The sequence below is a fragment of the Campylobacter sp. P0109 genome, from assembly GCF_002138755.1.
Classification (GTDB): Bacteria; Campylobacterota; Campylobacteria; order Campylobacterales; family Campylobacteraceae; genus Campylobacter; species Campylobacter devanensis.
The window spans coordinates 1-12,438 of record NZ_MJKK01000010.1 but is presented as its reverse complement, the minus strand read 5'-3'; the positions used below and the strand labels follow the sequence as shown (position 1 = coordinate 12,438).

The 12,438-nt window shown below is 34.3% G+C and carries 13 protein-coding genes and 1 pseudogene; 4 read left to right on the top strand and 10 right to left on the bottom strand.

The features are described 5' to 3' along the window. Window positions 1-1,766 precede the first annotated feature (1,766 nt). Window positions 1,767-2,147, top strand: a pseudogene (locus CIGNP109_RS08880) (methyl-accepting chemotaxis protein); the annotation flags it as partial. Window positions 2,148-2,352: 205 nt separating this feature from the next. On the opposite strand, the gene fliY reads toward CIGNP109_RS08880, so the two are convergent. Genes fliY through aroQ form a run of 9 tightly spaced genes read right to left on the bottom strand, consistent with a single transcriptional unit; the run spans window position 2,353 to window position 9,459 of the window. Further along, window positions 2,353-3,171, bottom strand: coding sequence for a flagellar motor switch protein FliY (gene fliY / locus CIGNP109_RS07830; protein ID WP_179187017.1), 819 nt, complete (start codon window positions 3,169-3,171; stop codon window positions 2,353-2,355). After that, the gene (gene fliM / locus CIGNP109_RS07825; protein ID WP_086225640.1) at window positions 3,161-4,267 is read right to left on the bottom strand and encodes a flagellar motor switch protein FliM; all 1,107 of its coding nucleotides are present in this window, start codon (window positions 4,265-4,267) and stop codon (window positions 3,161-3,163) included. The genes fliY and fliM overlap by 11 nt, the downstream gene beginning before the upstream one ends. Beyond that, entirely contained in the window at window positions 4,267-4,971 is a 705-nt protein-coding gene (locus tag CIGNP109_RS07820) for an RNA polymerase sigma factor FliA (protein WP_086228845.1), read from the bottom strand. Before CIGNP109_RS07820 ends, fliM begins: the two co-directional genes overlap by 1 nt. Beyond that, a complete protein-coding gene (locus CIGNP109_RS07815; RefSeq protein ID WP_086225636.1) occupies window positions 4,943-5,287 on the bottom strand; it encodes a hypothetical protein in 345 nt (114 codons plus the stop codon). Before CIGNP109_RS07815 ends, CIGNP109_RS07820 begins: the two co-directional genes overlap by 29 nt. An 11-nt stretch (window positions 5,288-5,298) precedes the next feature. Beyond that, window positions 5,299-6,162: a MinD/ParA family protein gene (locus CIGNP109_RS07810; RefSeq protein ID WP_309543863.1), complete on the bottom strand. Its 864-nt coding sequence runs from the start codon at window positions 6,160-6,162 to the stop codon at window positions 5,299-5,301. Next, window positions 6,146-7,501: a flagellar biosynthesis protein FlhF gene (gene flhF / locus CIGNP109_RS07805; RefSeq protein WP_086225633.1), complete on the bottom strand. Its 1,356-nt coding sequence runs from the start codon at window positions 7,499-7,501 to the stop codon at window positions 6,146-6,148. Before flhF ends, CIGNP109_RS07810 begins: the two co-directional genes overlap by 17 nt. Next, window positions 7,501-7,986: a 2-amino-4-hydroxy-6-hydroxymethyldihydropteridine diphosphokinase gene (gene folK / locus CIGNP109_RS07800; protein WP_086228844.1), complete on the bottom strand. Its 486-nt coding sequence runs from the start codon at window positions 7,984-7,986 to the stop codon at window positions 7,501-7,503. Before folK ends, flhF begins: the two co-directional genes overlap by 1 nt. Then, complete coding sequence (locus CIGNP109_RS07795) at window positions 7,986-8,999, bottom strand: M24 family metallopeptidase (protein ID WP_086228858.1); 1,014 nt, start codon at window positions 8,997-8,999, stop codon at window positions 7,986-7,988. Before CIGNP109_RS07795 ends, folK begins: the two co-directional genes overlap by 1 nt. Then, window positions 8,992-9,459, bottom strand: a complete 468-nt coding sequence (gene aroQ, locus CIGNP109_RS07790; protein WP_086225630.1) for a type II 3-dehydroquinate dehydratase — start codon at window positions 9,457-9,459, stop codon at window positions 8,992-8,994. The genes CIGNP109_RS07795 and aroQ overlap by 8 nt, the downstream gene beginning before the upstream one ends. A gap of 89 nt (window positions 9,460-9,548) precedes the next feature. Between aroQ and mqnF the strand changes: the two genes are divergently transcribed. The 3 genes from mqnF to CIGNP109_RS07775 are packed head-to-tail and all read left to right on the top strand — an operon-like array spanning window position 9,549 to window position 12,261. Then, the gene (gene mqnF / locus CIGNP109_RS07785) at window positions 9,549-10,769 is read left to right on the top strand and encodes an aminofutalosine deaminase family hydrolase (protein WP_086228843.1); all 1,221 of its coding nucleotides are present in this window, start codon (window positions 9,549-9,551) and stop codon (window positions 10,767-10,769) included. After that, a complete protein-coding gene (gene sppA, locus CIGNP109_RS07780) occupies window positions 10,757-11,626 on the top strand; it encodes a signal peptide peptidase SppA (RefSeq protein ID WP_086228842.1) in 870 nt (289 codons plus the stop codon). Before mqnF ends, sppA begins: the two co-directional genes overlap by 13 nt. After that, complete coding sequence (locus CIGNP109_RS07775) at window positions 11,614-12,261, top strand: MOSC domain-containing protein (protein ID WP_236845149.1); 648 nt, start codon at window positions 11,614-11,616, stop codon at window positions 12,259-12,261. The genes sppA and CIGNP109_RS07775 overlap by 13 nt, the downstream gene beginning before the upstream one ends. Window positions 12,262-12,358: 97 nt before the next feature. Here the strand turns inward: CIGNP109_RS07775 and CIGNP109_RS08695 are convergent. Continuing rightward, on the bottom strand, window positions 12,359-12,438 hold an 80-nt coding region (locus CIGNP109_RS08695), incomplete at its 5' end, for a flagellin (protein WP_236847574.1).

The following is a 12,438-nucleotide window of genomic DNA, read 5'->3' as shown; positions in this document are numbered from 1 at the left end:
CCCCTACAAAATCACAAATTTAGGTTATAATATCGATTGGAATACATATAACATAATGGGGGTTTATCATGTTCTCAAATCTTAAAGTTGGTGCCAAAATATCACTAATTGTTGGCGCTGTAGTTTTTGTTGGCTTAACTGCCCTTACTATACTAATTGGCAATAATGCATCAAAGGTGATTAAGCACGAGTCTGACATCACTCTAACTCAAGCTAGTCACCGATATGCTGAGCATGTTCTAACTATTTTTAGAGAGATGGATTCACTCACTAAATCTACTGCTAATATTATTGGCCTTGACCTTGGCTCTCGTCATGCTAACATGCAAGATACTATAGATGATTTAAGCACTTCATTTGACTCATCTAACTATGCTGAGTATGCATACATCTATCTATTAGATCCAAATGATAGCTTTAAAAATAGCGATTATATAACTAAAGATAATCACTTTGCACTATTTTTAGCAGATACAAATCGCAATTTTAAAAACGGAATAGAGGTATATAAAACTACTGAAGCATTCCTAGCTGATACATCTATTAAAGATGTTATAACAACTAAAAAGCCTGTAATTGGCGAGCCTAAACACTACAATATAAATGGAAATGATGTATTTGCAACTGATATAGCCTATCCACTAATAAATAATGGTAAATTAATAGGTGTAGTAGGATATATGTATAATCTAAAATATATGACTACATATCTAGATAATAAAGAATTTAGTCTATTTGAAGGCGATGTACGCTACATTTTAAGTGCAGAATCTAGACTAGCTACTCATCACAATCCGCAGTATTGGGGTAAAAAACTAGGCGAGTTTAATACCAACCCTACAACCAAATTAGCCTTAGAGGCGATTCAAAATAAACGCGTAACTATTATCGATGAATACTACACTATCCGTGGTGAAGCAACCAAGGCAATTATCACTCCATTTTCTATTGGCGAGCTTGGAACTTGGTATATGCTTATCAATGCTCCGCTTGATGAGATTCAAAAACCGATGCGTATCTTAGTATATGAGATTATTGGGGTGTCAGTTGTAGTGCTTATTATACTTCTTGTTTGTGTTTATATGATTACTAATAGATTAGTTACTGCTAGACTTAGCCGTCTATCTGGACTGCTTTTAGCATTCTTTAAATATATCAACCACGAAGAAAAGCGCGCACCAAATACTATACCACCTACATCAAATGATGAGATTGGCGCAATGGCATCAGCAATAAACTCTAATATCTTAAAAACTCAACAAGGTTTACAAAGAGATGCTGAGGCTATTAGCGAGGCAGCTAATACAGCTAAATCTGTAGAAAATGGCGACCTAACAGCAAGAATCAACCAAAATCCAAATAACCCTCAGCTAATCGAGCTTAAAAATGTACTAAATAATATGCTAAATGTACTAGAGGCTAAAATCGGTAGTAATATGAATGAGATTCATAGAGTATTTGAATCATATAAAAATCTAAATTTTACTACTCAAATCATGAGTGCTAAAGGTGATGTAGAGACTACTACAAATATTTTAGGTGAAGAGATTAGAAAAATGCTAAACTCATCTGCTAGCTATGCTCAAGATCTAGCCAAACAAACTGATAATCTAAAAGAGTCAATGCAAAAGTTGTTTGATGGCTCAAACGCTCAAGCAAATTCACTAGAACAATCAGCTGCGGCTATAGAGGAGATATCAAGCTCTATGAGTAGCGTAAATGATAGAACAACTGAAGTAGCCAGACAAGCAGAAGATATCAAAAACATAGTAGGCGTAATAAAAGATATAGCAGACCAAACAAATCTACTAGCCCTAAACGCAGCTATCGAAGCAGCTCGTGCTGGTGAGCATGGTAGAGGCTTTGCTGTTGTTGCTGATGAAGTAAGAAAACTAGCTGAAAGAACTGGTAAATCTCTAAGCGAAATCGAAGTAAATGTAAATGTATTAGTTCAAGGTGTAACTGAAATGAGTGAATCTATAAAAGAACAAACTCAAGGTATCGCTCAAATCAATGAAGCTATCGCTCAATTAGAAAGCGTTACTCAAGACAATGTTACTGTAGCAAATGATACAAATACTATCACCGCTAGAGTAAATCAAATTTCAGCTAACATCCTTGATGATGTAAATAAAAAGAAATTCTAAAATCTCTTAGGAGAGGTTATCCTCTCCTTGATTATAAAATCTTTAAAATAGTCTTATTAATTTGCTTTGATTTACTAAATTTAAATTATAAATTTTAGATATTTTGATTAAAAATCTTTAGATTAAAATTATTTTAAATAGTAGGTGAATTATTTTAAATCCCAAAAGATTGCCACGCTAAATATACGCAGCAATCAAATTTAATCTATTTTAGCCGTTCTAGACGCTCTTTTTTAGTGCCAATTTCAGTAATTTGTACGCCAAAGTTTCCATCAACGATAACAACCTCACCAAGCGCAATTGGCTTATCTCCTATTAATACTTCTAGCGGGTCATTAGCTAGCTGATTTAGCTCTATGACTGAACCAATATCCATTGATAATACATCTTTTAGTAGCATCTTTTTTGAGCCGATTCTTACACGGATTGGCAAACGCACATCTAAAATTAATCCGATATTTTTAATCTCATCACCAATATCATGTTTTTCACTTTTAGAGCCTATAGTTTTATTAAAGTATTTATAAAACGAATAATCAATACAAATACCTATCATTTCATTTAAATCCATTAGCTCAACAGGGTATAAAAATAACTTCTCAAATGAGCTAAAATCTAAAATTTGATTTTCATCGATATACTTTACAGCATTGATTGTAAATGTAATCTTTGGCATATCTTTGGCTGCTCCAAGACTTGTAGTCATAGCGCTTAATAAATTAGAAAATATCTCCTTGCTAGCATCTAGCTCATCATCGCCAATTATCGTACTACCACTTGGTTTTTCATCGCCTAGCATTAGATCATTTATTGCAGTTAATAAAACTGGTGTAGCTACTAAATTTATCTTACCCATTATATCGCCATTTAGTGTTACACTAGCGATTACGGCTGGAGTTTTGATACCATTTTGAGTTGGAGCATCATACTCTGCTCCTTCAGATATTACCGGTGTAACTCCGGTTAACCCTTCTATAGTTGCACTTAACTCATTTGTAAATATTTCAAAAAATCTAGTCATCATATTCATCCTCTTCTTTAGTTTCTTCTTCTGGTTCTGGCTCTTTATATGACATTAGTTTGGCTTTTCTCTCCTCTTCATATTGTTCTAGGATAGCCTTTATCTCATCACGATCAGTTTTGATTAACTGTTCTAGCTTGATAGATTTGCTAAAGCGGTGAATACCAATTTGAGCTAAGAATACCTCTTTTTTATCTATACAGACAATTGCTTTATCATCAGCATTACGATCAAGTCGCAAGATATCACCAACTTCTAAATTTAAAAATTCATTTACGCTAATTACGGTCTTTCCTAAAATCGCCTCATATAATACCTCAGCACGGCCAATAAGTGTTTTTAACTCTTTATTTCGGCTCTTTTTAGCACTAGTTTCACCTAGCATAATATCACGATTAGCCAAACGGCTAAGTATTGGCTCTAGATATATAACTGGATAACATAAGCTTATCATACCGCTAGAGTTTCCAATAATAATCTCCATAACAACCATAATAACAATCTCATTTTGGCTAACGATTTGGACAACATTTGGACTAGACTCTTTAGCTTCTACATTTGGATACATATCTGTAATCATTGCCCAAGACTCTTTTAAACGCTGCATAATAATACGCAAAATAGCATCCAAAAGATTAACCTCAATATCAGTTAGCTCCCTATTGTTACTCTCAAATCCATCACCATTACCACCAAGCAACCTATCAATCATAGGAAATGCGATACTAGGATTAACCTCTAAAACGCAGTTGCCATCTAGCGGTTTAATAGAAAATACATTAAAGCTTGTTGGGCTTGGCAAACTCATTAAAAACTCGCCATAAGTCATCTGATCAACTGAGTGTAGCCTAATCTCAACAATACTACGCATAATGCTTGAAATTTGAGACGCAAGGTTTCTTGCAAGCTTATCGTGAATACCTTTGACAGCCCTTAGCTGCTCCTTACTAACCCTATTTGGACGTTTAAAGTCGTAGATTACAACCTGTTTTGGCTCTTCCAAATTACGCTCAGATGAATTGCTACTTTGACTATCGCCATCATCATCTACAACTTGCAAGAGTGCATCTATCTCTTCTTGACTTAGAATATCTGCCATTAAAAGCCTAGCCTTTCTCGAATTTTTATTATCAATCTTTTATGAATTTGACTAATTCTTGATTCTGTGATATTTAAAATTTCGCTTATTTCACTTAAATTTAACTCTTCATAATAATAAAGCTGAATCACCAACTGGTCCCTTTGACTAAATTCACTCAAAATCAGCTTTATATGCTCGATTAGCTCCTCTTTTTCTATCTGTGCCTCGGTATCATAATCGCTTAATATATTAAACTGATCTTCTAATCTAAGAACAGATGTTAGATCGCTTAAGCTTCTAACCTCTTTAATCTTGCTTACATCTTCATTTAACGCACTAGCTAAATACTCATTACTTGGCTCATATTGATGTTTGCTATAGTACTCATCTACTAATCGATCTATATCTTTAACCAGTTTACGATTCTGTCTGCTTAGCGTATCTAAACTTCTTAGGTAATCAAGCATTGAGCCTTGAACTCTATGCTTTGCATAACCCCAAAAATTATCATTTTGATTTTTATCATAACTATGGCTAAGACGTACCATAGCCTCTGTACCAATACTTATTAAATCACTTACTTCAATCGAGCTTGGCAAACGAGATTTGAGTCTACACGCCATAGCTCTAAGAGCTGGCATATATGCGATTACTAGCTCATCTTGCTCTTTTTTTATCTGTGTTTTATAGGCTTCAAGCTGCTTTTTCTTTATTGGATTCATGCTTTTTACCTGATCTTTTGAGCTTTTGGTCTAGATGACGAATGAGTGTCTCTAACCTACGCTCCCTAACAGCAAGCTCTGTAAGCAAATAGTCGTTAACCTCTTCATGATGCTCTTTATTAAATATTTTTAAACCAATCCTTTTAGTATCTATATAATTCATCACCACAATATGAATAACAATATAAAAGAAAAATGTGATCAGCAAAGTATATATAACAAACTCTACAGGCTCCTCGACTTTTACGACGACAAACATCAATCCAACAAAAAATCCACACACTGTAAAAAATGCTATATAATTATCTGGTCTCACGGTAATCCTTTTTAAAACTGCTCCACTAAACGCTTAAAAAAGCCAGCAAAGCTTCTATCTTCACTGGTATCAAGCACTTTCCGTTCCAATTTCTCAAGGAGATTATTTGCTGCTTGCTTAAGCTGATAAGTAGCTAATGAATGCGGAGCTTCGCTGCTAAAAAGTGTCCGTATCTTAATGCTTCTAGATACAACCTTATCACTTGGAATCCAGCCTAAAAGATTTAAATTTAGCCTATGCGAAATATTTTTATCAGCAACAGTTTTTATAGTTTGAAAAATCTTTTGAGCTTCATCTGCGTTTTTAGTCTGATTAATTAGCATAAAGACATCGCTTTTCATCTTTGAAATCACCTTAATAGTCGCATATGCATCGGTGATAGCTGCAGGATCAGGCACGGTTACAACGATAATCTCATCACACGCTTCTAAAAATACTTGCGTACTAGATCCAATCCCAGCACCAGTATCAATGATAACAAAATCCACATCTTTTAAAATTGAGGCTTGATTTAAGAACTTTTCGTATAAAAACTGATCATTAAATTTAAAAATCTCATCACCGCTCTCACCAGGAATTAATGTCAAATTTGGTTTAACTTTAATTAAAATATCTTCAAGCGGACACTCGCCTTTTAAAACATCTAGCATATTTTTGGTAATTTTCACATTTAGTAAAACATCTAAATTCGCAAGACCAATATCAGCATCAAATAATACTACTTTATAACCATTTGTTGCTAAAAGATTAGCTAAATTTGCACTAACTGTGGATTTACCTACGCCACCTTTTCCACTAGTAACTGCGATGAAATGAGTAGATTTTTTAATCTTTTGAGCTATCATTAACTCTCTTAATTTATCTGCTTGATCCATCATCCTCTCCTTTAAATCCATCTAAAACGCAACTAACCAAAAAGTCGCTCTTAGCTTCCATAATATCATCTGGGACATTTTGACCTGTTGAGAAGAAGCTCACCGGTGTACCAGTTTCATATATAAGTGAAAATATATTACCAAATATCTTTGTCTCATCAAATTTTGTAATTATAAGAGTATCGATTTCTAAAGTTGAAAAATTATTATAAATCTCTAGCAAATCATCAATTTTTGAACCGGCTGAAACGACTAAATTTACATCAACTTGATTACCGCACTCTTTTAAAAATGTATTAAGACGAGTTAATTTTTCTCTATCATACTGACTACTTCCCATAGTATCAATTAAAATTACATCGCAGTTTGATAAACTCTTAAGCGCTGAGCGAAAATCCTCAGGCTCAATCGCATCAAGAATTGGGATATTCATAATCTTAGCATATTGAAATAGCTGTTCAACCGCACCAAGCCTATAAGTATCAAGCGTGATAATCCCTGTCTTATATCTAATACTACCGCCATGAGCAAATTTATACGCAAGTTTTGAGAGAGTTGTTGTCTTACCTACGCCAGTTGGACCTACTAACATCATAATTCTTTTCTTTTTAGGGTCAAAGCTTTCACTTCTACATGGCAACATATTACGCAAAAGTGAGTAGAAATATCTCTTTACAGTTGTTGGATTGCTTTTCATCGATGATGGCATATTTTCGATTGTAGCTTGCATTATACCCTTTAGATGCTCGTACTTCATTCCACTTTGTTTGGCTAGCTTGTATATTGTAGAAAATTCAGGCGGAATAATTATATCATCACGATTTTCAGCCTTATCATCCCATATCATATCAGCAATCATAGAGATTTTTTGATTTAGCTTACTTACCTCTTTGGCTACTTCATCAATCTTTTTGTCATATTCTGGGCTTTTATACTCGCTTAATTCGTTGCTTACCCCTGCTACTTTTCCAATCTCTTTAGCAACTTGAGATATATTTAATAATATATCATTATTATCTCTTGGTTTTTCTTCTATAGTATCTAGTCCGCCTTGTTCAAATCTTGATGCTGGGCGTGGGCTTTGGGTTGAACCAAGAGTATAAGCCTCAATTTGTTTTTGAATTTGATTGATTTGAGCCTGTTTTTTCTGTGCTTGGCTTGGCTGAGGAGTATCCTCTTCAACGCTAACTAAAATCTCATAAAGAGGCTTTTTATTTAGCGTTTTTGGCTGAATTTGCTTAGTTGTTACAAGCATAGCACTCTCACCACACTCCTCTTTAGCTTTCTTAAGTGCTTCAATCGCACTCTCTCCTGTAAAAGTCTTTAAAACTGTTGCCATCATATTCCTTTCATAAGACCTAATGGGATAAATACACTTGGGCGACTATTAGCTCCTGGGTGAGGTAGGATTAATTCTTCATTATTATAGCTTTTAGCACTAAAGTATAGTATATCCAAATCTAGTGTTCTAGGTGAGTTTTTAAACTCCCGTTTGCGTTTAAATCGCCTCTCAAATCTCTGCATAATCCTTAAAACTTCCCTAGCATATAAGGAAGTTTTAAGGATTATAACAGCATTTATATAATCTCTGCTAGCATAACCAAAGGCTTTATTTACCAGCATTGGTGAGCTTTGCACAATGGCAAATCTCCTATCTTTTAAAATTAAATTTAAAAATCTATCAAAAATCATAGAGGTATTACCGATATTTCCGCCTAGACCAATAATTGCGGTATATTTATGTGGGGTATAATTGTTAAATTTGCGTGGGAAATAAGCGCTTTTTAACAACATTTTAGCTCCATCGATTTTAATTGTTTTCATTAAAGAACTTCGCACCCATCATTTGTAACAACTACGACATCTTCAATTCGTATACCAAACTCATTTTCTAAGTAGATCCCAGGCTCTATACTAAAAACCATTCCAACCTCTACTGGAGAGCTATTTCGTGGGCTAATTATTGGAAATTCATGAATATCAAGACCCACGCCATGCCCTGTTGAGTGAAAAAACTTATCACCATAACCGCTTTTTGCAATAAATTCCCTAGCTGCTGCATCAATATCACACGCTCTAACACCTGGTTTTACCGCTTTTATAGCTAAATTTTGCGCCTCTTTGACTATCTGATATATCTCATTTTGCTTTGAATTTGTAAATTTTTGCTCCTTACTAAAGCTAAAACCATCTCTAAATTCAACTGTTCTAGTACGATCTGAGCAATACCGATGATATTTTACCCCAGCATCTACTAAAAGCAGATCGCTATCTTTTATACACTCATCTAGTGGAAGAGCATGTGCTTTGGCTGCATTTGCATTTATTGCAGTAATTGGATCAAAGCTAAGACCTAAATTTCCACCATCTCTTAAGATATTTCCAGCATTAAAGTTAATTAACTTCTCGCTCATTCCAGCCATTATCACTCCAGCAAGCTCATCAAATTTACTAGCTCCAAGCTGCGCTGCATAGCGTAAAATCTCAATCTCATCACTACGTTTTATCTGTCGTTTTAACTTTGAGAATTCATTCTTTGCCTTGAAATTTATATGCAAATCACGACTTAACTGGCTAAATTCAAAATAGCTAAAATCACTTGGATTAAACATTAACTCCTTAATGCCAAAGCGGCGCAAAAGCAGCCTTGCATCTTTTATTACATCCTTTGATTCGATCACTTCGCAATTTTGCGCTACAGCCCTAGCCTCGATAGCATAGCGAGAATCGGTAATAAAAAACCCCCTCTGACCAAATTTGATAAAAATTTCATTATCGCAACTATAGCCGCACTCAAAATATACTGCGTTTTCGTTTTTTAAGATATAATTATGCATCATTTGATGCTGCATCCATTCGCTTAATTTGTTCAAAAATTTGAAGCATTCCAATCATAGCTAGATGATAACCAATTGGCCCAAATCCAGCGATATGTCCTGAACATACTGGCGCTATTAAGCTTTTATGGCGGAACTCTTCTCTTTGATAAATATTGCTAATATGTACCTCAAGTACAGGCAAACCAACTGAAGCAATAGCATCCCTAATAGCAATTGAAGTGTGAGTGTAGGCCGCTGGATTTATTATAATTCCATCAAATTCGCCTAAGCATTCTTGAATTTTATCTACGATTTCACCCTCAAAATTACTTTGAAAAAACTCAATCCCAACTCCAGCTTGATCAGCTACAGCTTTCATCTGCTCATGAATATTTTCCATCGTCATAACACCATAAATTTTGCGCTCACGCTTTCCAAGCATATTAATATTTGGCCCTTGGATTACCATAATTTTCATATTTTTCTCCAATAAAAAATTACATAGCAATTATTTTACAAAATATTGGCTAAATTTTGGCTATAATGTACGCTTTTTAAGGAAAAAATATGAAAATATTAAAAGCTAAATTTATAATTTTATGTAATGAGAGCTTTGATGTGGTTCAAAATGGGGCAATTGCCTTTGATAAAACCATACATAAAATTGGCAAATTTGATGAGTTAATAGCTAGATTTAGTGATGCTGAGATTTTAGATTTTAGCGATGATATTGCTATGCCTGCTCTTATAAACTCACATATTCATCTTGAGTTTAGTGCTAATAAAACTACACTTGAATATGGTGATTTTTTACGCTGGTTAAAGAGCATTATCGCTAATAGTAACACCCTAACAAATAATGATAAAAATAGTGCTATAAAAAGCGCTATTGCAACACAGCTAGATGCAGGTGTTAGTACAATTGGAGAGATTTCTAGCTATGGTATTGATGCGCTACACTGCGCTAATTCACCTATTAGGACAGTATATTTTAGTGAAATTTTAGGATCAAATCCTGCTTTAATAGAACAACAATGGAATGGATTTTTAAAACGTTTTAATGTTGCAAATGAGCTAAAAAGCGATCTATTTATACCAGCTATTAGCGTACATTCACCTTATTCTACCCATATAGAATTAAGCAAAAAAGCATTAAAATTGGCTAAAGATAATGGCATGATAGTTGCTACGCATTTTATGGAGAGCATACATGAAAAAATTTGGCTTGAGAATAGCAGCGGTGAATTTGGTGAATTTTTTAAAGGTTTTGATAAAAATGCTACGCCATTTTATACGCCAAAATCTTTTATAGAGCTTTTTGCTGATATTCAAACTCTATTTATTCACTCTATTTTTGCCGATAATTATATAAATTTAATGGATAAAAATCTCCATTCAATCATAAGCTGCCCAGTCTCAAACCGTCTATTAAGTTCAAAATTTAATCTACAAAATGCCTTAAACAATAACATAAACATAGCCTTTGCCACAGATGGTTTAAGCTCAAATATAAGCTTAAATATCTGGGATGAGCTGCGTGCTGGCCTAATGGCTCATAGTGATATAGAACTTAGCAAATTTGCCACATTTGCACTAAAATCAGTTACTACCAATCCGGCTAAAGCTTTGGGCTTAAACCTAGGTGAGTTAAAAACTGGAAATATCGCTGATATCGCAGTTTTTAATGGGTTTGAATTAAGCGATATAAGTCAGCTTTGTATCGAGCTTATACTACATACTAAAAGCGCTAAAGCGCTATACATAAAAGGAGAAAAATGCAACTATTAAAAAGTATATTTGCCTTTATTAAAGGTATATTTAAATTTATTAATGAGTATTTTAAAAGTATGATTTTTGTACTAATTGTTCTATTTATTATAGCTAGTAGCGGCGAAAAAAATAGTGCAAATTTAATAGAAATTAGCCTTGAAGGGGCTATTATGGATGAAAGAGAGCTTTTAACTCAAATAGACTTAGCCAAAGATCCAAATATAAAAGGTGTGTTAATAAATATTGATAGCCCAGGTGGAGAGATGAGTGCAAGTGTAGCTATAAGTGATGCTATAAAAGAGCTATCCACACTAAAACCAGTTATTGCCTATGCTAGTGGAACGATGGCTAGTGGAAGCTACTATGCTGGTATTGGAGCAGATAAAATTTATGCTAATCGTGCTAGTTTTATTGGCTCAATAGGCGTGATAATGCAGACTCCAAATACCGAAGAACTAGCCAAAAAAATTGGAATCTCAACTCAAGTAGTAAAGGCTGGAGAATTTAAAGAGGCTGGCACATTCACACGCAGCTGGAATAGCGATGAGAGAGCAGCCTTACAAGGCTTAGTAGATAAGAGCTACGAATTATTTACCAGTGATGTGGCAAATGCCCGTGGGCTGGATTTAAACTCAAGCAAACAATGGGCAAATGCTAGAGTTTTTTTGGCTCAGCAAGCACTAAATTTAGGACTAATAGATGGTATAATGAGTATAAATAGCGCTAAAAAAGAGCTAGAGATACTAAGCGGCGTAGCTACTCCTATATGGTATGAAGCTCCAATGGTACAAAAATTTATAAATAACATCGCCAAACAAAGCGCAAATTTAATAATCACAACTTTAAGCCAAAGGAGCATATTGTGGCAGTGGTAGAATCTGTAAATATTGGTATTATCAGGGATTATGGTGATTTTCGTAGTGCTATGGATAAGCACTCAGTAAGTAGCATTGAGATTGATTTTACAGGTATAGTAGGCGATATGCTAAGCGATATAATCCATCATGGCGGTGAATTTAAAGCTGTCTTTGCTAATGCAGTAAGTAATTATGCAGCTTTTAATAAGTTTGCTAGTAGAGAGCTTAAATTTGGACAGATGGGAGAGAATCTAAGCATCACTATATTAGATGAGAAAAGTGTGTGTATAGGCGATATTCACCAAATCGGTAATGCACTTTTACAGGTGAGCGAACCTAGAAAACCTTGCGTAAAACTAAGTAAAATTATAGCTAGAGGAATGACTAAATTTATATTTGAAAATGGGCTAAGTGGATGGTATTATCAAGTTTTAGAACCAGGAACGGTATGTCCAGGCGATAGCGTAAAAGTAGTTCATAAAGATACAAATCAACTAAGTGTCATGGAGTTAAATATGCTATTTTTTGCCCCAAAAGATAATATAAATCTACTACAAAAGCTAGAACGAGTACATATACGAGATGAGTGGCGTGATAGTATTACAGCTAGACTAAAAGGGATTTATGATAATTCTTATATGGATAAACTCTAAGAAATACTATTTAAAAAATTATTATACCTAGATAATAAACCCTCGCAATGGCTAAGCATTGCGAGTAAATTTAAGCTATTAAAGATTTAAATTTAAGCTACTGTAGTAGTCTTAATATATTTTGTTGTACAGCATTTGCCTGACTCATAGCGTAGCTTCCACTTTGGGCTAGTATGT

What these genes read in the sequence shown, in the direction of transcription:
- fliY (WP_179187017.1), bottom strand. Translation starts at nt 3,171, where the DNA reads ATGATGACTAGATTTTTTGAAATATTTACAAATGAGTTAAGTGCAACT.
- fliM (WP_086225640.1), bottom strand. Translation starts at nt 4,267, where the DNA reads ATGGCAGATATTCTAAGTCAAGAAGAGATAGATGCACTCTTGCAAGTT.
- CIGNP109_RS07820 (WP_086228845.1), bottom strand. Translation starts at nt 4,971, where the DNA reads ATGAATCCAATAAAGAAAAAGCAGCTTGAAGCCTATAAAACACAGATA.
- CIGNP109_RS07810 (WP_309543863.1), bottom strand. Translation starts at nt 6,162, where the DNA reads ATGGATCAAGCAGATAAATTAAGAGAGTTAATGATAGCTCAAAAGATT.
- flhF (WP_086225633.1), bottom strand. Translation starts at nt 7,501, where the DNA reads ATGGCAACAGTTTTAAAGACTTTTACAGGAGAGAGTGCGATTGAAGCA.
- folK (WP_086228844.1), bottom strand. Translation starts at nt 7,986, where the DNA reads ATGAAAACAATTAAAATCGATGGAGCTAAAATGTTGTTAAAAAGCGCT.
- CIGNP109_RS07795 (WP_086228858.1), bottom strand. Translation starts at nt 8,999, where the DNA reads ATGCATAATTATATCTTAAAAAACGAAAACGCAGTATATTTTGAGTGC.
- aroQ (WP_086225630.1), bottom strand. Translation starts at nt 9,459, where the DNA reads ATGAAAATTATGGTAATCCAAGGGCCAAATATTAATATGCTTGGAAAG.
- mqnF (WP_086228843.1), top strand. Translation starts at nt 9,549, where the DNA reads ATGAAAATATTAAAAGCTAAATTTATAATTTTATGTAATGAGAGCTTT.
- sppA (WP_086228842.1), top strand. Translation starts at nt 10,757, where the DNA reads ATGCAACTATTAAAAAGTATATTTGCCTTTATTAAAGGTATATTTAAA.